The 20,708-nt window shown below is 75.4% G+C and carries 20 protein-coding genes; 10 read left to right on the top strand and 10 right to left on the bottom strand.

Features of this window, described 5'->3' with window-relative positions:
* Positions 1-14: 14 nt before the first annotated feature.
* The 5 genes from ACWIX3_RS05410 to ACWIX3_RS05390 all read left to right on the top strand — a co-directional run bounded on the left by ACWIX3_RS05410 (position 15) and on the right by ACWIX3_RS05390 (position 4,301).
* The gene (locus tag ACWIX3_RS05410; protein WP_448611053.1) at positions 15-1,493 is read left to right on the top strand and encodes a diguanylate cyclase domain-containing protein; all 1,479 of its coding nucleotides are present in this window, start codon (positions 15-17) and stop codon (positions 1,491-1,493) included.
* A gap of 102 nt (positions 1,494-1,595) precedes the next feature.
* Complete coding sequence (locus tag ACWIX3_RS05405) at positions 1,596-1,976, top strand: antibiotic biosynthesis monooxygenase (protein ID WP_448611052.1); 381 nt, start codon at positions 1,596-1,598, stop codon at positions 1,974-1,976.
* Positions 1,977-2,018: 42 nt separating this feature from the next.
* Entirely contained in the window at positions 2,019-3,008 is a 990-nt protein-coding gene (locus ACWIX3_RS05400) for an ABC transporter ATP-binding protein (protein WP_448611051.1), read from the top strand.
* Positions 3,005-3,838 (top strand): ABC transporter permease, encoded by an 834-nt coding sequence (locus ACWIX3_RS05395; protein WP_448611050.1) that lies wholly within the window; start codon positions 3,005-3,007, stop codon positions 3,836-3,838. The genes ACWIX3_RS05400 and ACWIX3_RS05395 overlap by 4 nt, the downstream gene beginning before the upstream one ends.
* Before the next feature lie 16 nt (positions 3,839-3,854).
* On the top strand, positions 3,855-4,301 hold the full coding sequence (locus ACWIX3_RS05390; protein WP_448611049.1) for a DUF1905 domain-containing protein: 447 nt from the start codon (positions 3,855-3,857) through the stop codon (positions 4,299-4,301).
* Between the two features lie 175 nt (positions 4,302-4,476).
* On the opposite strand, the gene ACWIX3_RS05385 is transcribed toward ACWIX3_RS05390, so the two are convergent.
* Both ACWIX3_RS05385 and ACWIX3_RS05380 read right to left on the bottom strand, forming a co-directional pair.
* Positions 4,477-5,379, bottom strand: a complete 903-nt coding sequence (locus tag ACWIX3_RS05385; protein ID WP_448611048.1) for a haloalkane dehalogenase — start codon at positions 5,377-5,379, stop codon at positions 4,477-4,479.
* Between the two features lie 11 nt (positions 5,380-5,390).
* Positions 5,391-6,002, bottom strand: coding sequence for a DinB family protein (locus tag ACWIX3_RS05380; RefSeq protein ID WP_448611047.1), 612 nt, complete (start codon positions 6,000-6,002; stop codon positions 5,391-5,393).
* Between the two features lie 91 nt (positions 6,003-6,093).
* Between ACWIX3_RS05380 and ACWIX3_RS05375 the strand changes: the two genes are divergently transcribed.
* Positions 6,094-6,849 (top strand): MerR family transcriptional regulator, encoded by a 756-nt coding sequence (locus ACWIX3_RS05375; RefSeq protein ID WP_448611046.1) that lies wholly within the window; start codon positions 6,094-6,096, stop codon positions 6,847-6,849.
* 23 nt (positions 6,850-6,872) lie between these two features.
* On the opposite strand, the gene ACWIX3_RS05370 is transcribed toward ACWIX3_RS05375, so the two are convergent.
* From ACWIX3_RS05370 to ACWIX3_RS05360, 3 genes are all read right to left on the bottom strand, one after another.
* Positions 6,873-8,177 (bottom strand): (Fe-S)-binding protein, encoded by a 1,305-nt coding sequence (locus tag ACWIX3_RS05370; protein WP_448611045.1) that lies wholly within the window; start codon positions 8,175-8,177, stop codon positions 6,873-6,875.
* Between the two features lie 61 nt (positions 8,178-8,238).
* Positions 8,239-9,621: an FAD-binding oxidoreductase gene (locus ACWIX3_RS05365; protein WP_448611044.1), complete on the bottom strand. Its 1,383-nt coding sequence runs from the start codon at positions 9,619-9,621 to the stop codon at positions 8,239-8,241.
* A 111-nt stretch (positions 9,622-9,732) separates the two neighbouring features.
* Positions 9,733-11,265, bottom strand: a complete 1,533-nt coding sequence (locus tag ACWIX3_RS05360) for a glycerol-3-phosphate dehydrogenase/oxidase (RefSeq protein WP_448611043.1) — start codon at positions 11,263-11,265, stop codon at positions 9,733-9,735.
* Positions 11,266-11,280: 15 nt separating this feature from the next.
* Between ACWIX3_RS05360 and ACWIX3_RS05355 the strand changes: the two genes are divergently transcribed.
* A complete protein-coding gene (locus tag ACWIX3_RS05355; protein WP_448611042.1) occupies positions 11,281-12,987 on the top strand; it encodes an FAD-binding oxidoreductase in 1,707 nt (568 codons plus the stop codon).
* Positions 12,988-13,065: 78 nt separating this feature from the next.
* On the opposite strand, the gene ACWIX3_RS05350 is transcribed toward ACWIX3_RS05355, so the two are convergent.
* Positions 13,066-13,722: a hypothetical protein gene (locus ACWIX3_RS05350; RefSeq protein WP_448611041.1), complete on the bottom strand. Its 657-nt coding sequence runs from the start codon at positions 13,720-13,722 to the stop codon at positions 13,066-13,068.
* 5 nt (positions 13,723-13,727) lie between these two features.
* Positions 13,728-14,495, bottom strand: a complete 768-nt coding sequence (locus ACWIX3_RS05345) for an SDR family oxidoreductase (RefSeq protein ID WP_448611040.1) — start codon at positions 14,493-14,495, stop codon at positions 13,728-13,730.
* Positions 14,496-14,588: 93 nt separating this feature from the next.
* Between ACWIX3_RS05345 and ACWIX3_RS05340 the strand changes: the two genes are divergently transcribed.
* The 3 genes from ACWIX3_RS05340 to ACWIX3_RS05330 all read left to right on the top strand — a co-directional run bounded on the left by ACWIX3_RS05340 (position 14,589) and on the right by ACWIX3_RS05330 (position 16,816).
* Complete coding sequence (locus ACWIX3_RS05340; protein ID WP_448611039.1) at positions 14,589-15,809, top strand: arginine deiminase; 1,221 nt, start codon at positions 14,589-14,591, stop codon at positions 15,807-15,809.
* A 72-nt stretch (positions 15,810-15,881) separates the two neighbouring features.
* Positions 15,882-16,208, top strand: coding sequence for a DMT family transporter (locus ACWIX3_RS05335; protein WP_448611038.1), 327 nt, complete (start codon positions 15,882-15,884; stop codon positions 16,206-16,208).
* Positions 16,209-16,219: 11 nt separating this feature from the next.
* The gene (locus tag ACWIX3_RS05330; protein ID WP_448611037.1) at positions 16,220-16,816 is read left to right on the top strand and encodes a TetR/AcrR family transcriptional regulator; all 597 of its coding nucleotides are present in this window, start codon (positions 16,220-16,222) and stop codon (positions 16,814-16,816) included.
* On the opposite strand, the gene araA is transcribed toward ACWIX3_RS05330, so the two are convergent.
* The 3 genes from araA to ACWIX3_RS05315 form a co-directional block, all read right to left on the bottom strand.
* Positions 16,813-18,318: an L-arabinose isomerase gene (gene araA, locus ACWIX3_RS05325; protein ID WP_448611036.1), complete on the bottom strand. Its 1,506-nt coding sequence runs from the start codon at positions 18,316-18,318 to the stop codon at positions 16,813-16,815. The two genes, ACWIX3_RS05330 and araA, sit on opposite strands and share 4 nt — an antisense overlap.
* A 14-nt stretch (positions 18,319-18,332) precedes the next feature.
* Positions 18,333-19,013, bottom strand: a complete 681-nt coding sequence (locus tag ACWIX3_RS05320) for an L-ribulose-5-phosphate 4-epimerase (protein WP_448611035.1) — start codon at positions 19,011-19,013, stop codon at positions 18,333-18,335.
* A 98-nt stretch (positions 19,014-19,111) separates the two neighbouring features.
* Complete coding sequence (locus ACWIX3_RS05315; RefSeq protein WP_448611034.1) at positions 19,112-20,707, bottom strand: xylulokinase; 1,596 nt, start codon at positions 20,705-20,707, stop codon at positions 19,112-19,114.
* Position 20,708: the final 1 nt, after the last annotated feature.

Here is a 20,708-nt window from a genome sequence, read left to right as displayed (position 1 = left end):
GGTGAGGAGACCCCGTGCCTACGCTCGTGGACGTGTCACCGGCGTCGACCGGACCGGGCGCCGGTCAGCAGGCCGCACGCCCGGTCGTGGACGCCCTCGACGAGCGGGGCCGGGCCGACCTGACGGCGGTGCTCCGCCTGGCGCGAGCCGTGACCGGGGCGCCACGGGCGGCGCTGTCCCTCGTGGACGGCGACCGGCCCGTGGACCTGCTGGTGCTCGACGCCGAGCACCGGGCCGGACCGCACCCGGCGGCGCTCTGCGCGCGGGCGTCGTGCTCCCCCGGGGTGTCCTGGTCCCCCGACCTGCGTGCCGACCCCGACTCCCCCGTCGACCCGGTGGTCGACGGGCGGCTGCCGGACGTGCGCTTCTACGCCGGCGCTCCCCTGCGGGCCGACGACGGCACGGTCCTCGGTGGCCTCTGCGTCTGGGACGAGCGCCCCCACGAGCTGACCGCGGACCAGGTCGCGCAGCTGTCCGACCTGACCTCCGTGGCGCTGACCCTGGTCGACCGGCACCGGACCGCGCGCGAGGCCACCCTGGTGGAGCGGGCCGAGGAGGCCCGCCGGACGGCGGAGCGTGCGCACGCCGAGCTCGGCCAGGCCAGGGCCTTCGACCGCGCGCTGTTCGACGCCCTCCCCGTCGGTGTGATCGCCTCGGACACCACGGGCACCGTGACCCACGTCAACCGGATCCTCGCCGGCTGGGCCGGCCACCAGTGGGACGGCGAGCACCTACCGCCGGGCGACCTGCTGGAGGAGCTCTACCTCGCCGACGGGGTGACCCCGCTCGACCCGCACGACGCGCCCATAGCGCGCGTGCTCCGCGGCGAGCCCGTGCGCGACCTCGAGCTGGTGGCCGGGGCGCCGGGTGGGCCGCGCCGCATCAGCCTGTCGTCGGCCGAGGTGATCCACGACGACGACGGCACGGTGCTCGGCGCCGTCGTCGCGGTCACCGACATCACCGCACAGCGGACCCTGGAGGACCAGCTGCGCGAGGCGGCCCTGCGCGACCCGCTCACCGGGCTGCCCAACCGCACGCTGCTGGTGGACCGGCTGGCGCAGGCCCTCGGCGCTGCCCGGCGTACCGGGACCGGCCTGGCGGTCCTCTACTGCGACCTGGACGGCTTCAAACAGGTCAACGACACGGCCGGGCACGCGGCCGGCGACGAGGTGCTGGTCGAGGCCGGCCGCCGGCTGTCCGGAGCGGTGCGGCCCGGGGACACGGTGGCCCGGATCGGCGGCGACGAGTTCGTCGTCCTCTGCCCCGGCACCGGCACGTCGTCGGTGGCCCAGGAGGTCGCCGGACGGGTCTCCGCGGTGTTCGCCCCACCGCTGCGCACCTCGACCGGTGCCGAGCACCACGTGGGGGTGAGCGTCGGCATCGCCCTGTGCAGTGACGGCGACACCTCCGACACGGCACTGGCCGCCGCCGACACCGCGATGTACGAGGTGAAGGCGGCCCGGCGCGCCCGCCGGCCGGCGCCGCCGCACTGAGGCCCGCTGCGCCGTCGGCGGAACGGGCACAAGGCCACTGCCCACCCGCGGAGGACGGACCTAGCGTGACGATCCACGGGGGAGGCACCGAGGAGGTCACCCGTGCCCGTCATCCCCGACCTGCCGTGGACCGCCGAGCACGTCGGCGACGGCCCGGGCGTCGTCATGGTCACCCACCTGCACCTGCGCCGGCTCCGGGACGTCCCGGCGTTCTTCCGCGACTCGCTGGCCATCCGGGCCCAGACGATGGCTGCTCCGGGCGCCAGGTCGCTGCACCTGCGCGCCCAGCCGCTGGCCCGCCACTTCACCACCGTGTCGTGGTGGGACGACGAGGCCGCGGTGCACGCGTTCGTCCGGACCCATCCGCACCGTGCTGCGATGCGTCGCTGGCACGCGGAGATGCGGGAGTTCAGCAACCGGTCCCATCCCGGCACCCCCGGCGTCGTCCCCACGGTGCGGACGGCTGCTGCGCTCTCCGCGTAACCCGCTCGGCCCCGGCCGTCGGCGGTGGCAGCATGGCCGCCGATGGACACGGGTGGAGCGCCGCGACCGGCCGACCTCGCCGTGCAGGTGACCGACCTCGTCAAGCGCTACCCCGGCCGGCCGGTCAACGCCGTCGACGGGATCTCCTTCTCGGTGCGGCGCGGCGAGGTCTTCGGCCTGCTCGGCCCCAACGGCGCGGGCAAGACCACGACGATCGGCGTCCTCACCACCCGGGTGCTGCCCACCTCGGGCACGGCCAGCGTCGCCGGGGTGGACGTCGCCGCCGATCCGGTCACCGCGCGCAGCCGGCTGTCGGTGGTGCCGCAGCGGCCCAACCTCGACCGCGCGCTGACCGCCCGGCAGAACCTGGTCTTCCACGCCGCCTACCACGGCGTCGGCCGGGCCGAGCGCAACCGCCGGGCCGACGCGCTCCTCGAGCAGCTGGGCCTGGGCGGGCGTGGCGGGGACAAGGTCGACGACTACTCCGGCGGGATGGCGCAGCGGCTGCTCATCGCCCGCGCGCTCATGCACGCCCCGCAGGTGGTCTTCCTCGACGAGCCGAGCACCGGGCTGGACCCGCAGGCCCGGTTGTTCGTGTGGGACCGGGTGCGGGAGCTGCGCGACGGCGGGGTCACCGTCGTCCTCACCACGCACGACATGGACGAGGCGGCGACGCTGTCCAACCGGGTCGGGATCATGGACCACGGCCGGCTGCTCGCCCTCGACACCCCCGCAGCGCTCACCCGCTCGCTGCCGGGCAGCGCCACGCTCGACATCGACGTCGAGCGCGCGCCCGAGGACACCGACGACGCGGTGCTGGCGGCCCTCGGCCCGCTGGCCGAGCGCGTCGAGCCGGTCGCCGACGGCGCGGGGCTGCGCGCCCGCCTCTACCTCTCCGGGGACGCCGCCGCGCTGGTGGGCCCGGTGTCGGAGGCGCTCGGTGCGCGGCGTGCCCGGCTGACCGGCGTGCGCATAGGCGAGCCCAGCCTCGAGGACGTCTTCCTCAGCCTCACCGGACGGGAGCTGCGATGAGCACGGACACCGCCGTACCGGGGCTGGTCGCCGGGGTCGGCAGCCCCGCGCCCGGCCGGCCGGACGTCGGCCGCGCGTTCCGCGCGCTGCTGTGGCGCGACGTCTTCGTCACCGGCCGCGAGCTGGTGCCCTTCCTGCTGCAGGTCGTGCTGCAGCCGGTCTTCCTGCTGTTCGTCTTCGGCAAGGTGCTCGTCGAGCTCGGCTTCGCCACCAGCCAGTACTCCGACGTGCTGCTGCCTGGGGTCATCGCGCTGACCGCGTTCCTGACCGCGCTGCAGAACACCGCCTTCCCCCTGGTCATCGACTTCTCCTTCACCAAGGAGATCGAGGACCGGCTGCTCGCGCCGCTGCCCACCGCGCTGGTCGCCGTCGAGAAGGTGGTGTTCGCGCTGCTGCGGGCGCTGGTGGCCGCGGTGGTGATGTTCCCGATCAGCTGGTGGGTGCTCGGCACGCTGCCGGTCGAGTGGGGCGACCTGCCGGTGCTGGCCGCGTTCCTGGTGCTCGGCTCGCTGGTCGGCGCGGTGATGGGCATGACGCTCGGGACGTTCGTGAAGCCCAACCGGATCAACGTCGTCTTCGCCGTCGTCCTGACGCCGCTGCTGTTCACCGGGTCCACCCAGTTCCCGTGGCAGTCGCTGGACACGCTGCGCTGGTTCCAGGTGGTATGCGCGCTCAACCCGCTGACCTACGTCAGCGAGGCGCTGCGCGCGGAGATGGCGCCGGCCGTGCCGCACCTGCCGCTGTGGCTGTGCGCGGTGGCGCTGGCGGGCTTCCTCGTCGTCTTCGGTGTGGCGAGCCTGGTCGGCTTCCGCCGCCGGGCCCTCGACTAGCCCTACGCTGCGCGCCGTGGAGTTCCGGACGACGGTGGTGCTCGGCGGCAAGACGGCGACGGGGCTGCAGGTGCCCGACGACGTCGTCACGGCCCTGGGTGGGGGGAAGCGGCCGCCGGTGACCGTCACCCTGGGCGGCTACGGCTACCGGACGACGATCGCACCGATGGGCGGGGCGTTCTGGATCCCGCTGGCCGCCGAGCACCGGGAGGCCGCGGGGGTGCGGGCCGGCCAGGAGGTCGACGTCCGGGTCGAGCTGGACACCGCGCCGCGCGAGACGCCGCTGCCCGAGGACCTCGCGGCCGCGCTGGACGACGAGGCGACGGCGTTCTTCTCCGGCCTGGCGCCCTCGCACCGCAAGGAGTGGGTGCGCTGGGTCGAGGAGGCCAAGAAGCCCGAGACCCGCGCCGCCCGCATCGAGAAGACCGCGGAGGCCCTGCGCGCGGGCCGCAGGACGCGGTGACCGGCTGAGGACCTGCGTCCCCACGTCGGGACGCGGTGACCCACCCAGGAACCTCCACCCCTGCTTCCAGGAGGGAGCAGGGGTGGAGGTTCCTGGGGCACATCCCGCCCGTTCGCCACCTCTCGCGGCCCCTGCTCGGCATGCCTGGGCCGCCGAGGGGACCAGCAGGGGGTCTCTACCGCAGCGTCGGGATCCAGTCGGCCAGCGCCCGGCCGATCTCGTGCGGTGAGTCCTCCGGGACGAAGTGCGAGCCGGGCACCGTCACCTCGGTCAGCGCCGCCCACTTGCGCACGAACGCCCGCTGCCGGCCGACCAGGATCGAGCCCGGGTCGGCGTCGAGGAACAGCTTGGGGACGTCGCTGGTGCGCAGCCACTGGCCGTAGCGCGCGACGACGTCGCGCACCTTGGGCGGCACGTTCTCGATCGGCAGCTGTCGCGGCCACTCCAGCGTCGGCCAGCGGTGCGCCGGGTCGGCGAAGGGCTCGCGGTAGCGTGCGTGCGCCTCCGGGCTCAGGCCGCGGGCCACCGACGCGGGCAGGATCTTCTCCACGAAGACGTTCTTCTCCAGCACCGCGGCCTCACCGTCCGGTCCGCGCATCGTGCGGAAGATCCCGCGCGCCGCGGCCGGCCAGTCGGCCCAGGTCAGCGGGACGACCAGCGCCTCGGTGAACGCCAGGCCGCGGACCGCGCCGGGGTGCCGGTGCGCCCAGTCGAACCCCAGCGCCGAGCCCCAGTCGTGCAGCACGAAGGTGACCCGCTCGGTCGCGCCGACCTCCTGGAGGAACCGCTCGAGGAAGCCGGCGTGGGCGGAGAACGAATAGCTGCCGCGGCCGGGGTCGGGCAGCTTGTCCGACTCACCCATGCCGATCAGGTCCGGCGCCAGGCAGCGGCCGAGGTGCTGCACGTGCGGGATGACGTTGCGCCACAGGTAGGACGACGTGGGGTTGCCGTGCAGGAAGACGATCGGGTCGCCCTGCCCGGCTTCGACGTAGGCCATCTGGAGGTTGCCGTCGGCCCGGCGGTCGACCCGGACGCGCTGGCGGGTGAACGGGTCGTCGGGCGAGACGTCGGCGGCCATGCCTGCGATCCTCACCCATCCCCCGGCCCGGCACCGCCCGAGGGGGTCGATCCGGCGGCCCGCCGCGCGGCGGCCTCGATGCGGTCCCGGTACGCCGCCCACTCGGCGGCGCTGCGGTCGGGCAGGTTGCTGTTCTCCGGGCTCATGCCGGCTGCCCCGTCGATGAGCTCGCGGAGGACGTCGGCGTGGCCGGCGTGCCGGGCCACCTCCACGGACACGTGCACCAGGATCGTGTGCAGCGACGGGTGCCGCCGCTCCTCCCGCCACCACGGCACCTCGCCGACGGCGTCCAGCGGCAGCGCCTGGACCGTCGCGTCGGCGTGCGCGGCCGAGAACGCGTACAGCTCCAGGACGTCGGCCCGGGACTCCTCCGCGGTCGCCCACATGTCGGCGTCCGGCTCGCCGCCGTCGTCCCACGGGTAGGCCTGTCCGCTGGGCCGGCCGAAGACCTCGCCGAAGTAGCCGAGCTGCACGTAGCCGACGTGCTTGACCAGCCCGAGCAGGTTGGTACCGGTCGGCGTCATCGGCCGGCGGACGTCGTACTCGCCGAGGCCGTCGAGCTTGGCCAGCAGGTCGGCCCGGCGGACGCGCAGGTACCCGAGCAGTGCCTCCTTGGGATCCACCCGACCAGCCTGACGCACGACCCCGGCATCGCGCTTGACCCTGACGCGACGTCAGGCTGTGCACTGGTCGCCGTCAGGGAGGAGGGACACCGTGAACGTGGGAGAGGTCGCGGCGCTGGCCGGGGTGACCGTGCGCACGCTGCACCACTACGACCGGATCGGGCTGCTGTCGCCGTCCGGCCGGACGGCCGCGGGCTACCGGCGGTACGCGCCGGCGGACCTGGACCGGCTGCACCAGGTGCTGGTCTACCGCGAGCTCGGGTTCCCCCTCGAGGAGGTCGCGGCCCTGCTCGACGACCCCGCCGCCGACCCGGCCGAGCACCTGCGCCGGCAGCACCGGCTGCTGCTCGACCGGATGGAGCGGACGCGGGCGATGGTCGCGGCCGTCGAGAAGGAGATGGAGGCACGGCACATGGGGATCTCGCTGACCCCGGAGGAGCGGTTCGAGCTGTTCGGTGACCAGGACCCGGCGCAGTACGAGGCGGAGGCCGAGGAGCGCTGGGGCGACACCGACGCGTGGGCGCAGTCCCAGCGGCGCACCCGCAGCTACACCAAGGAGGACTGGGTCCGGATCAAGGCCGAGGGCGAGGACGTCGAGCGGCGCTTCGCCGAGGCGATGCGGGCCGGCCTCCCGGCCGACTCCGAGCAGGCGATGGACGTGGCGGAGGAGCACCGGCAGCAGATCACCCGGAACTTCTACGACTGCCCGCCCGAGATGCACGCCTGCCTGGGCCGGATGTACGTGGAGGACGAGCGGTTCGCCGCTCACTACGAGCAGATCGCACCCGGCCTGGCGGAGTACGTGAGCACCGCCGTCCAGGCCAACGCCGCCCGCCACGGCGGCTGACCGCCCGCCTGGCCGCCGGCAGGTCAGCTGCGGTGCACCTCGTCGGGGCCGGCGGACCCGTCGAGCGCGTCGGGCCGGCCGGCACCGGCCGCGCCCGGGTCGTCGGGCAGAGGCCGGTCGTTCAGGTGGGCGGCCAGCCCGGCGGGCTCGTCGGCGGGGACCTCGGCGCGGCGGCCCGGCCGTGCTCCGAGCCGGAGCCGGCGGCGGGGCAGCCCGCCGTCCTGCGCAGCGGCCAGCAGCTCGGTCAGGTGGAGCACACGCACCTTCGACCGACGGCGGCGCAGGCCGGTGACCAGCTGCCGCTGGCAGCCGGGGTTCACCGCCACGACGAAGTCGACGCCGGCGGCCTCGATCTGGTCGAGCTTCGGGGCCAGCACCCGGCGGCTGTCCCTCGGCCGCAGCAGCGAGTACGTACCCGCCGAGCCGCAGCACTGCGCCGCGCCGGGCAGCTCGACGTAGTCGGCGACGGCGGCGATCAGCTCCCGCGGCTCCCGCCAGACGTCCATCCCGTTGCGCAGGTGGCAGGAGTCCTGCAGCGCGACCCGCGCCCGCCGCCCGTCGACCCGCAGCTCGCCGAAGGCCGCCGAGCCGTCGCGGGCCGCGTACTCGGAGAACTCCTGCACCCGGTCGCGGCCCAGCACGCCGGCCAGGTGCGCCGCGCAGCCACCCGCGGTGGTGACGATCCGGCCGGGCAGCTGCTCGCCGAGCCGCCGCGCCAGCTCGCGGCCCAGCTCCAGGTCGCCGTTGTGCGCGTGCAGGGCACCGCAGCACCCCTGGTCACCGGGGGCGTCCAGCTCCGGGCGCAGCCGTCGCGCCGCCCGGCTCACCGCCGGGAACAGTGCGCGCTCGAAGCAGCCCAGCATCAGGTGCGGACCCTGCGGGGACGACGTGGCCGTGCGCGCGTGCCCTCGGAAGGTGCCGAGACGGCGCACCAGCCAGTTGCGGACGACGACGTTGGTCAGCACCCGCGCCAGCGGCGGCCGGTGCCGGCCCTGCCACTGGTGCGAGCGCCAGTGCTCGAGCAGCTCGCCGTACTGCACGCCGGCCGGGCAGACCGGCTCGCACGCCCGGCAGCCCAGGCAGAACGAGGACTCCTCCCGCAGCGTCGGGTCGTCGTCCTCCAGCGCGCCGGTCTCCAGCGCGCGCATCAGCGTGATCCGCCCTCGTGGCGAGGACTTCTCGTCCTTGCTCAGCGCGTACGTCGGGCAGGCGGGCAGGCAGAACCCGCAGGAGATGCACCGGTCGAGCAGCTCGGGCGGGAAGATGCCCCGCGACGCCGCGCCTGCGGCCCCCGGGGCGTCCGTAGCACCCGACACCTCGCCGCTCACGCGACCTCCTCGCTGCGCTCGTCGGCACGTCCGCGCCGCGCCGTTGCGTCCATCCGTGAGGTCACGATCCCGTCTTCCCGGGGTTGAGGATGCCGGCCGGGTCGAAGGCGGTCTTGATCCGCCGGAGCAGTGCCATCTGGTCGTCTCCCAGCCGGTCGCGGAGGTAGGGCAGCTTGGCGGCGCCCACGCCGTGCTCCCCGGTGATGGTGCCGTCGAGCTCGAGGGCGGCGGCGAAGATCTCGGCGAAGGCGGCGTGGGTGCGCTCGGCAGCGGCGGGGTCGCGGGCGTCGACGACGGCGGTGGGGTGCAGGTTGCCGTCGCCGGCGTGGCCGAAGGTGCCGATCAGCAGCTCGTGCCGGGCGGCGACGGCCTCGATCCGGTCGACCATCTCGGCCAGCCGCGGGCGGGGCACGGTGACGTCCTCCAGCACGGTGAGCGTGTTCAGCCGGGACAGCGCCGGCAGGGAGCAGCGGCGGGCGGCCAGCAGCGCCTCGGACTGGGCGACCTCCTTGGCCACGGTGACCTCGAGGGCCCCCTCGTCGGCGCACAGCTCGCCCATGCGGGTCAGGTTGCGCTCGACGGCGTCCGGCTCGCCGTCGTCCCCGAAGAGCAGCAGCGCCCCGGCATCGGTGCGCAGCCCCAGCCTGGCGTAGTCCTCCACCGCCCCGATGCAGGTGCGGTCGAGGAACTCCAGCGTCGCCGGCACCACGCCGTGGGCGAGGACCTGCGTCACCGCGCGGCCGGCGTCGGCCAGCGACGAGAAGTAGGCCACCCCGGTGCTCGCCGTCGCCGGCATGGGCAGCAGCGCCAGGGTCACCTCGGTGATGACGCCGAGGGTGCCCTCCGAGCCGGTGAGGAGGCGGGTCAGGTCGTAACCGGCGACGTCCTTCCACAGCCGGCCGCCGGTGCGGATCACCTCGCCACTGGGCAGCACGACCTCGAGACCCAGCACGTAGTTGCGGGTGACGCCGTACTTGAGGCCGCGCAGGCCACCGGCGCAGGTCGCGACGTTGCCGCCCACGGTCGAGACGGTGCGGCTGCCCGGGTCGGGCGCGAACAGCAACCCCTTGGCGGCGGCGGCCTCGGCGACGGTGGCCGTGGTGGCGCCGGGCTCGGCGCGGACCAGCAGCTCGTCGGTGCTGACCTCGAGCACGCGGTCCATGCGGGTGAGCACCAGCAGGATGCCGCCCTGCAGCGGCACGGTCGCCGCGCACAGGTTCGAGCCGGCGCCGCGGGGCACGACCGGGACGCGGTGGGCGGTGGCCAGCCGCAGGACGGCGGCGACCTGCTCCGTGCGCGCCGGGAAGACCACCGCGTCCGGCGCGGAGGAGAACAACGGTGTGGCGTCCCGGGCGTACGGAGCGACCTCGCCCTCCCGGTGCCGGACGTGCTCGCGCCCGACGATCGACTCCAGCTCGGCCAGCACCCCGGGATCCAGTGCCACGTCCCACCCCCTCGCGGCGGGCGGGTGGGCCCCGCGCTCGGCCGCAGCCGGGAGCCTAGTGACGCACGCCGCTCCCTGTCCTCACGGGGACGATCGGCAGTCCGGCCGGACCTACAGCTCGGCGGCCAGCACCTGCTCGGCCACCCGGACGGCGCGCTCGCGGTCGGCGGGCACCAGGCCGATCCGCACCCGCCGGTCGAGCAGGTCGGCCACGGAGCGCGCGCCCTCGGCCCGGACGGCGAAGCGGAGCTCCCCCACCGTCTCCGGCCGGCCCTCGACCACCGGCTCCGCTCCCAGCGCGGCGACCGCGGGCGACTCGGTGCCGTAGCGCGCGACCAGCCGGGCCGGCGCCGCGACGCGGTCCAGCGCTCCCCGCGGCGCCGCTCCCACCAGCGGCAGCCGCGCGGTGCGCGACCGCGGCCCGTGCCGGCCGAGGCGGGTGAGCACCGCGTCGACGGCCTCCTGCGCCATGGCGCGGTAGGTGGTCAGCTTGCCGCCGACGACGGACAGGACCGGTCCGTCCCACCGCAGCAGGTGCCGGCGCGACAGGTCCGCGGTGGCGTTCCCGGGGCCGGCCCCGGCCGAGGCGGGCAGCACCAGCGGCCGCAGCCCCGCGTAGCTGCCGACGACGTCCGCGCGGGTCAGCGGATCGGCGAGCACCCGGTTGACCGTGTCGAGCAGCTGCTGCACCTCGGCCTCCGACGGCACCGGGTCGTCGTCGGGCACCGGGCCGGGCACCGGCTCGTCGGTCAGGCCGAGGTGCACCAGCCCACCCGGCTGTGGCAGCGCGAAGACGTAGCGGGAACGCGACCCGGGCAGCGGCACGGTGAGGGCCGCTGAGGGCGACCCGAGCCGGGCGGCCGGCACGACGAGGTGCGACCCGCGGGACGGCGACAGGCGGATGCCCGGCGCCAGCCGCTGCGCCCACACCCCGGTCGCGTTGACCACCACCCGCGCCCGCAGGGTCAGCGTTCCCCCGCCGGCGAGGCCGCCGTCGAGCTCGACGTGCACGTCGGCGCCGTCCACCGCGCGCACGGCCGCCCCGGTCACGACGCGGGCCCCCCAGGCGGCCGCGGTCCGGGCGAGGGCGACCACCAGCCGGGCGTCGTCGGTCAGCTGCCCGTCCCAGAAGACGACCCCGCCGCGGCGGCCCCGCACACCGGGCGTCGCGCGGGCCACCTCGGCGGCGTCCACCCGCCGGGTCGCCGGCAGCGAGCGGCGGCCGCCGGGCACCGAGGCGCGGACGGCGTCCCCGAGCCGCCCGCCCAGCTCGGCCAGCGCCGTGACGTCGCGGCCCGCGGCGTCGGGCACGAGGAAGGGCAGCGGGCGCACCAGGTGCGGCGCGGTCGCCCCCATGAGGACGGCGCGCTCGCGGGCGCTCTGCCGCGCCAGCCCGAGCTCGCCGTGCGCGAGGTAGCGCAGTCCGCCGTGCACGAGCTTCGAGGACCACCGGCTGGTGCCGGCCGCGAGGTCGGCCCGCTCCAGGAGGACCACGGAGAGGCCGCGGGTGGCCGCGTCGAGGGCCACGCCCGCGCCGGTCACCCCGCCACCGACCACCACGACGTCGACGGCCGCACCGGCCACCGCGTCGAGGTCGGCGGCCCGCCGGGCCGGGGAGAGGGCGGCGGGTCCGGGGCCGGGCACCGGCAGACTGTAGCCGTGCCCGAGCAGCCGGAACTGACGATCCAGGGCTGGGGTCCGGCCACCGGCCCCCGCGACGCGACGGCAACCCGCCGAGCGGACGGCGGCCCCGGTTCCCCCGAGCCGGCGGCGTCCCCCGACGTCACGGAGGTGCTGCCCAAGGCGGCCCGCCGGCACCTGGCCCGCGAGCTGGGCTGGACGCCGCGGCGCACGCTCCCGGTGCCGGTCGCCGACATCCGGCTGGCGCCCTCCCGGCTGGCCGAGGACTGCCGGCTGCGGCTGGTCGAGCTGCTCGGCGGTGAGCACGTCAGCACCGACCGCGAGGCCCGGCTGCGGCACGCCGGCGGGAAGAGCTACCTGGACCTGCTGCGCCGGCGGGAGGGCGACGCCTCCGACGCCCCGGACGCCGTCGTCCGGCCCGGGAGCACCGAGGAGACCGCAGCGCTGCTGGCGCTGTGCAGCGAGCTCGGCGTGGTCGTGGTGCCCTTCGGCGGCGGCACGAGCGTCGTCGGGGGCCTGTCGGGCGTCGACGCCGATGACCGGCCGTCGATCTCGGTCGACCTGGGCCGGATGGCGTCGGTGCACGCCCTCGACGTGGCGTCGTCCCTGGTCACGGTCGGGCCCGGCATGCGCGGGCCGGCCCTGGAGGAGCACCTGGGCGGGCACGGGCTGACCCTCGGCCACCTGCCGCAGAGCTGGGAGTTCGCCACCATGGGCGGCTACGCGGCCACCCGCTCGGCGGGTCAGGCCTCCACCGGGATCGGCCGCTTCGACGACCTGGTCGCCGGGCTGACCCTGGCCACGCCGTCCGGGGTGCTCGGGCTGGGCTCCCCGCCGGCGTCGGCGGCCGGACCGGACCTGCTCGGCCTGGCGCTGGGCTCGGAGGGTGCGCTCGGCGTCATCACCGAGCTGACGCTGCGGGTGCGGCCCGAGCCGCGGGCGCGGCACTACGAGGGCTGGTCGTTCCGCAGCTGGGAGGCAGGGCTGGCCGGGCTGCAGCGGCTGGCGCGGCACGAGCTGCTGCCCGACGTCGTCCGGCTGTCCGACCCCGACGAGACCCGCGCCAACCTGGTCAACGCCTCGGGCAGCGGCGCGTCGCTGCTGCGCGGCTCGCTGCGGGTGCGCGGGCGGGCCGCGGGCTGCCTGCTGGTCGTCGGCTGGGAGGGGCTGCCGGCCGCGGTGCGGGCGCGGCGGCAGGCCGCGGCCCCGGTGCTGCGCGGTGCGGGGGCGGTGCGCCTGGGCACCCGGGTCGGGGAGTCCTGGCGCAGGCACCGGTTCGCCGCGCCCTACACCCGCGACAGCCTGCTGGACGCCGGGCTGCTGGTCGAGACGCTGGAGACGGCGGCCACCTGGACGGCGCTGCCCACCGTGTACGACGCCGTCCGCGGGGCGCTGCGCGCGTCGCTGGGCCGGCGCGGGAAGCGGCCGCTGGTGATGAGCCACGTCTCGCACGTCTATCCGACCGGCGCCTCGCTGTACCTCACCGTGCTCGCCGACCGGGACGACGCGCTGCCCATCCAGCAGTGGCTCGCGGCCAAGCGCGCGGCGACCGACGCGCTGCTGGCCGCCGGCGGCACCCTGACCCACCACCACGCCGTCGGCGCCGACCACCGTCCCTGGCTGGAGCGCGAGGTGGGCCCGCTGGGCGTGGAGGTGCTGCGCGCGGTCAAGCAGCGGCTCGACCCCCGCGGCGTCTGCAACCCCGGCGTCCTGCTCCCCGACTGAGCCGTCCGGCGACGATCAGCTGGGATCACGACTGCGGGTCCTGGCTCACGACCAGTGGTGAGCCAGGACCCCCGGTGATCAGCTGAGCTCATCGTCGGGCGAGCTGACGCCCAGCGCCGCGGGGGAAGGCCAGGCCAGCTGCACCGTCGTCGTCACCCGGGCCAGGCTCGGCCGCGGCGGCACCGACCCGAACCCGAAGGTGACCGGCGGGCGCACCGCGGCCAGCGCGCCCAGCGGCTCGCCGTCCCACGTCGCGTCGAGTGCGGTCACCACGTGCAGGTCCTGCACGCCGTACCACTCGGTGCGGCCGTTGCCGGCCGAGCCGGTGGTGCGCAGGCCGGTCAGCAGCCGCGCCGGGCGGTCCAGCAGGCGCACCCAGGCCGGCGTGCGGGCCAGCGGCGGCGGGACGGCGCGCAGCAGCCACCCCAGCGGCGGACGGCGCCCGGTGGTGATCCGCAGCCGCAGGGGGCCGGCGTCGACCGCCCAGCTGCGCGGGTCCGGCCGCTGCACCACGACCGGGACGAGGCGGACCTCGTCGAAGGCGTAGGTGGCGGCGATGAAGTCCGCGGCGGCCCGGGAGGGGGCGAGGAGCACCCGCACGCCGTCCGCCCGCTGCACCATGACGTCGGACAGCGGCCCCAGCGGGGAGCGCGGCCAGTGGCCGACGACGACGCGGGTGCCCGACGCGGTGCCGGCCCCGAGGATCCAGCCGTCGAAGCGCAGCCGCCGGGCCATCCGCGTCAGAGGGTGGTGGCGCGGCCGCCGTCGACCGGGATGACCGCCCCGGTGACGTAGGCACCGGCCCGGCTGGCCAGGTAGACCGCGACGCCGGCCATGTCGTCGGGCCGGCCGATGCGGCCCAGCGGGGACGACGCGGCGATCTCGTCGCCGCGTGCGGCCAGCGTGGCGGCCATCATCTTGGACTCGAACGGCCCCGGGGCGACCGCGTTGACGGTGATCCGCTTCGGCCCGAGCTCTTTGGCCAGCACCCGGGTGAGGTGGTGCACCCCGGCCTTGCTCGCCGAGTACGAGTACGTGGGCAGGGACGGCGCGTGCAGCCCGTCGATGCTGCCGACGTTGACCACGCGGGCGGGGTCGTCGTCGGTGCCCGCTGCCTCGAGCAGCGGCAGGAACGCCCGGGTGAGGAAGAACGGCGCCTTGAGGTTCAGGTCGAGCACCTTGTCCCAGGCCGACGCGGGGAAGGTCGCGAACGGCTCGCCCCAGGTGGCCCCGGCGTTGTTGACCAGCACGTGCAGCCGCTCCTCGCGGCGGCCCACCTCCTCGGCCAGCCGCAGGCACTCGGCCTCGGTGGAGACGTCGGCGGGGATCGACTCCACCCGGCCGAACTGCGACAGCTCGGCGGCGGCCTGCTCGCCGGCCTCGGGCTTGCGGGAGGAGATGTAGACCGACGCGCCCGCCTGCAGCAGCCCGCGGGCCATCATCAGGCCGATGCCGCGGGTCCCGCCGGTGACGACGGCGACCTTCCCGGTGAGGTCGAACAGGTGCACGGGCGGTCTCCTCCGCGTCGTGGGGACGTCGGAGGCCCCCGGTCCGAGCACCGTATCCAGCGGCCGGGACGCCTCCTGTGCCAGCCTCGGCCCATGACCGCACCTGCCGCCCGGGGCGCCACCAGCGAGGTCGGGCCGCTGCGGACGGTCCTGCTGCACCGGCCGGGCGCCGAGCTGCGCCGGCTGACCCCGCGCAACAACGACCAGCTGCTCTTCGACGGCGTGCCGTGGGTGCGCCGGGCGCAGGAGGAGCACGACGCGTTCGCCGCGGAGCTCACCGCCCGCGGCGTGGAGGTGCTCTACCTCGACCGGCTGCTGGCCGAGGTCCTCGCCGTCCCGGCGGCCCGGACCGAGCTGGTCGCCGCCGCCGTCGACGACCCGCGGCTGGGCGCCACGCTGAAGCGCACCACGGCCGCGCACCTGGCCGACCTCTCCCCCGAGGACCTCGCCCGCGCGCTGATCGCCGGGGTGGCGCACGACGAGCTGCCCGGGGCGCGCGGCCTGTCCTGGGAGCTGATGGGGCGCGGGGACTTCGTCGTCCCCCCGCTGCCCAACCTGCTGTTCACCCGCGACTCGTCGGTCTGGGTGGGCGACCAGGTCGCGGTGACCTCGCTGACCATGCCGGCGCGGCACCGGGAGAGCACCATCACCGCCGCCGTGTACGCCCACCACCCGCGGTTCACCGGCGCCGAGCAGCTCTACGACGCCTCGCTGGAGCACCTCGAGGGCGGCGACGTGCTGCTGCTGGCGCCCGGGGTGGTCGCCGTCGGCGTCGGCGAGCGGACGACGCCCGGCGGCGCGGAGCGGCTGGCGCGGCGCGTCTTCGCCCGCGGGCTGGCGCACACGGTGCTCGTCGTCCCGATCGCCCAGCAGCGGGCGACCATGCACCTGGACACCGTCGCCACGATGGTCGACGCCGACGCGATGGTCGTGTACCCCGCCGTCGCCGGCTCGCTGGCGGCCTGGACCGTCACCGCCGATGTCCCGCCGGACGACGACGACACCACCGACCTCGTCGTCCGCGGCCCCGCACCGTTCCTCGCGGCCGCGGCCGCGGCCATGGGCATCGACCGGCTGCGGGTCATCGACACCGGCCTGGACCCGGTCACCGCCGAACGCGAGCAGTGGGACGACGGCAACAACACCCTCGCGCTGGCCCCGCGGCTGGCGGTGGCCTACGAGCGCAACACCGTCACCAACGCCGCGCTCGAGGCGGCGGGGATCGAGGTGGTGCCGATCGCGGGCTCCGAGCTCGGCAGCGGCCGCGGCGGGCCGAGGTGCATGTCCTGCCCCGTCCGCCGCGATCCCCTGTAGGGCCACACTCGAACGGTACGGCTGTACCAGAATTGTGGTACGGTCGTCTCAATCGAGTCGAGGAGGCCTGCAGTGGCGTGGGCGATGGTCATCGTGGCGGGACTGTTCGAGACGGCCTTCGCCGTCTCCCTGAAGCTGTCGGAGGGGTTCAGCCGGCTGGGCTGGTCGCTGGCGTTCATCAGCTCCGCCGCCGTCAGCTTCGGCCTGCTGTCGTGGGCGCTGCGGAGCCTGCCCGTGGGCAGCGCGTACGCGGTGTGGACCGGCATCGGCGCGGCCGGGACGGCGATCGTGGGGATGGTCTTCCTGCGCGACCCGGTGACGACCCTCCGGCTGGTCTCGATCGCCCTCATCGTCGGCGGGGTGGTCGGCCTGAACCTCTCCTCGTCGTCGGCCCACTGACCGTGGCCGCGATGGGCGGGGCGTCCCGGGCGGCGACGGCCAAGGGCGCCGCCCGCCGGGAGGCGATCGTGGCGGCGGCGGCCGGGCTCGTCGCGACGGAGGGCCCGGACGGGACGTCGCACCGCGCGGTGGCGGCCGCCGCGGGCGTCCCGCTCGCCGCCACCACCTACTACTTCCGCTCGCTCGACGACCTGCTCGTGGCCGCCGTCGAGCGCGCCGCGGACGACGAGCTCGGCCGGGTCACCGAGCTGGTCGCCGCGCTCCCCCGGCGCCGCACGTCGGCCGACCGGGTCGCCGGCATCGTCCTGGACGTCGTCCTCGGCCCCGGCCGGCTCGAGGACACCGACCTCCAGGCCCACTACGAGCGGTTCCTCGCCGGCGGCCGGCATCCGGCGCTGCGGCCGGTCCTCCAGCGGACCCGGCGTCGGGTGGACGCGCTGCTCACCGAGGCGCTGGACCGCTGCGGGCACGCCGGCGCCGACACGGCTCGGCTGGTCGCCGTCCTGGACGGGACGGTGATGTCCGCTCTGGTGGAGGGCGACGGCCGCGCCCGGGTCCGGGCCCGGGCGGCGGTCGCCGCCCTCCTCCAGGGCGGTTCGTCGGCCTAGAGGCCCTGGGCGAGGCGGTGGTAGGCCGCGCCCCAGCGCAGCTCCTTGGCCAGCGAACGCCGCGTGGTGTCGGCGTCGATGAGCACCAGCTCGGTCGCGAACACCTCGGCCAGGTCGGTGAGCTCGTCGGCGCCGATCGCCGTCGACAGCACCGTGTGGTGCGGGCCGCCGGCGGTCAGCCAGCCCTCGGTCGCCGTCTGGAAGTCCGGCCGGGGCTGCCAGACGGCGCGGGCCACCGGCAGGTTGGGCAGCTGCTCGTCGGGCTCGACGACGTCGATCTCGTCGGCCACCCAGCGGAACCGGTCGCCGAGGTCGCACCAGCCGACGACGACACCCTCGCCCGGCGCCGCGGTGAACACCAGCCGCGCCGGGTCCTCGCGGCCGCCGATCGACAGCGGGTGCACCTCGACCCGCGGCCGGTCGCCGGCGATGGTCGGGCAGACCTCGAGCATGTGCGCCCCGAGGATCCTCGGCGTCCCGGTGAGGTCGTAGGTGTAGTCCTCCATGAAGGAGGTGCCGCCGGGCAGGCCCGCCGCCGCGACCTTGAGGGTGCGCAGCAGCGCCGCGGTCTTCCAGTCCCCCTCGCCACCGAAGCCGTAGCCGTCGGCCATGAGCCGCTGGACGGCGAGGCCGGGGAGCTGCCGCAGGCCGCCGAGGTCCTCGAAGTTCGTGGTGAACGCGGTGAAGCCGCCGTCCTCGAGGAAGCTGCGCAGCGCCGCCTCGATGCGGGCCTGGTAGCGCACCGCCTCGTGCCGCGGCGCGCCGGGCCGGCAGTCGTCGGCGAACTCGTACAGGTCGCCGTACTCCTCGACGAGTGCGTCGACGGCCTTGTCCTCGACGGCGTCGACCACGGCGACCAGGTCGTTGACGCCCCAGGTGTTCACCGACATGCCGAAGCGGATCTCGGCCTCGACCTTGTCGCCCTCGGTCACGGCGACGTCGCGCATGTTGTCGCCGAAGCGGGCCAGCCGCAGCGACCGGGCCGCGGCCGCCGCCGTGGCCGCGCGCGCCCACGACCCGACCCGGGAGCGCACCCGCGGGTCGGACACGTGGCCGGCGACCGTCGTCCGCGGCATGCGCAGCCGGGTCAGGACGAACCCGTACTCGCGGTCGCCGTGCGCGGCCTGGTTGAGGTTCATGAAGTCCATGTCGATCGTCGCCCACGGCAGGGCGGCGTCGGCCTGGGTGTGCAGGTGCAGCAGCGGCTTGCGCAGCGCGTCCAGCCCGCTGATCCACATCTTCGCCGGGGAGAAGGTGTGCATCCAGGTGACGACGCCGACGCAGGACGGGTCCTCGTTGGCCTCACCCATCGCACGCCGGATGGCGGCGGCGTCGGTGAGCACCGGCTTCCACACCACCCGGACCGGCACCTCGGCGGCCTCGTCGAGCGCCGCGGCGACCCGCTGGGACTGCTCGGCGACCTGCTGCAGGGTCTCCTCGCCGTACAGCCCCTGGCTGCCGGTCAGGAACCAGACCTCGTGCCCCTCGAACGGGTCGACCACGACGGGACCTCTCCTCACTGTCCGTAGACGTTCTGGTAGCGCGCGTACAGCGCGTCGACGTCCGACTGCGCGATGGGCAGCGGCTCGCCGAGCTGGCGGGACAGGTGCACCGTCCGGGCGACGTCCTCGGTCATGACCGCGGCCTTCACCGCGGCCTTCGCCGACGGGCCGATGGTGAAGACGCCGTGGTTCTGCATGAGCACCGCCGGCGACCGGGACTCCCGCAGCGTGGCCACGATCCCCTGACCGATCGAGTCGTCGCCGATCAGCGCGAACGGGCCGACCGGGATCGGCCCGCCGAACTCGTCGGCCATCGCGGTGAGCACGCACGGGATCGGCTCGGCGCGCGCCGCCCACGCCGTGGCGTAGGGGCTGTGCGTGTGCACCTGGCCGTTCACCTCCGGCATGTGCCGGTAGACGTAGGCGTGCGCGTCGGTGTCGCTGGAGGGCTTCTTCACCCCGTCGACGGCGTTGCCGTCGAGGTCGCAGACGGTGATCCCCTCCCAGGTCAGCTCGTCGTAGAGGACGCCGCTGCCCTTGATGACGAACAGGTCCTCGCCGGGCACCCGCTCCGAGACGTTGCCCGACGTCCAGGTGACCAGCCCGTTGCGGGTCAGCTCGGCGTGCAGGGCGGCGACGTGCTCGCGCTGCGCCTGGTGGGTGCCCCGCTCGGTGCGGGCCTCGGTGGTCGTCATGTCGGCTGCTCCTCGGGACGTGCGGCGGACGTGGTCTCGGCGTCGGCGTACGGGTGCGAGCCCTCGTACCCGTGGCCGCAGTGGTCACGGACAGGCACTCACACGCATGTCACGGCGGCCCGCTCGACCGGGAGCCCGGCGACGTACCGCTGCATGAACGCGGTGAAGCCGGCGACGTCGGCCGGCTCGGGCTCCGCGGTCTGCAGGCTGGTGCCGGTGAAGACCGTCGTGTCCAGGTAGTCGGCCAGGTCCTGCTCCGGCGAGCGCCGGGTGGCGAAGGCGGCGAGGACGGCCATGCCCCAGGCGCCACCCTCGGCAGCGACGTCCCCGACCGACACCGGGGTGTCGATCGCGGCGGCCAGGAAGCGTTGCGCCACGCCCTTGGTCCGGAACAGGCCGCCGTGCGCGAACATCCGGTCCAGCCGCACACCCTCGTCCTTCTGCAGGACGTCCATGCCGATCCGCAGCGTGGCGAGGGACGAGAACAGGTGCGTCCGCATGAAGGTGCCGAGGTCGAGCCGGCTGTCCGGAGACCGCACGAACAGCGGCCGGCCCTCCTCGAGGTCCGTGATCGGCTCCCCGGAGAGGTAGTTGTAGGCGACCATCCCGCCGCAGTCGCTCGCGCCCTCCAGTGCGGCGGTGAAGAGCGCCTCGAAGACCGTCGAGGGGTCGACGTCGGTACCCAGCGCCCGGGCGAACTCGGCGAACAGCCCGGCCCAGGCGTCGAGCTCACTGGCCCCGTTGTTGCAGTGCACCATGGCCACGGGGTCCCCGGCCGGCGTCGTGACCAGGTCCAGTTCGCGGTGGACCCCGGCGAGCTCCTTCTCGAGCACGACCATGGCGAAGATGCTGGTCCCGGCGGAGACGTTGCCGGTGCGCGGGGCGACGGAGTTGGTGGCGACCATCCCGGTGCCGGCGTCGCCCTCGGGCGGGCAGAGCGGGACGCCGGGGCGCAGCCGCCCGGTCGGGTCGAGCAGCGCCGCGCCCGCCTCGGTGAGGGTGCCCGCAGGCTCGCCGGCGACCGCGATCCTGGGCAGCAGCCCGGCCAGGGTCAGCTCCACCCCGGCCTCGGCGGCCAGCTCGTCGAACCGGGCCAGCATCGGGGCGGAGTAGCCGCGGGTCTCGTCGTCGATCGGGAACATGCCGCTGGCGTCGCCGATGCCGAGGACCTTCTCGCCGGTGAGCTGGCAGTGCACGTAGCCGGCCAGGGTCGTCAGGTGGTCCAGCCGGCCCAGGTGCTCCTCGCCGTCCAGGATCGCCTGGTAGAGGTGCGCGACGCTCCAGCGGTGCGGGATGTTGACGCCGAACTCCGCGCTGAGCCGCTCGGTCGCCCGGCCGGTGTTCGTGTTGCGCCACGTGCGGAAGGGTGTGAGCAGCGCACCGTCGGCGTCGAACGCCAGGTAGCCGTGCATCATCGCCGAGACGCCGAGGGCGCCCACTCCGGCCAGCTCCACCCCGTGGCGTCGTCGCACGTCGTCGGCCAGGGCCGCGACGCTCTGCTGCACGCCCGCCCAGACGGCCTCCAGCGAGTAGGTCCACCGCCGGTCCACGAACTGGTTCTCCCAGTCGGAGCTGCCGACCGCGAGCGGAGCGTGGTCCGGGCCGACGAGCACTGCCTTGATCCGGGTCGATCCCAGCTCGATCCCCAGGGCCGTGCGACCTGCGGTGATCTCCTCGCCGACATCCGTCGTCATC

This window comes from Geodermatophilus sp. URMC 60 (assembly GCF_053502585.1).
This window is presented reverse-complemented; position numbering and strand designations above follow the sequence as displayed.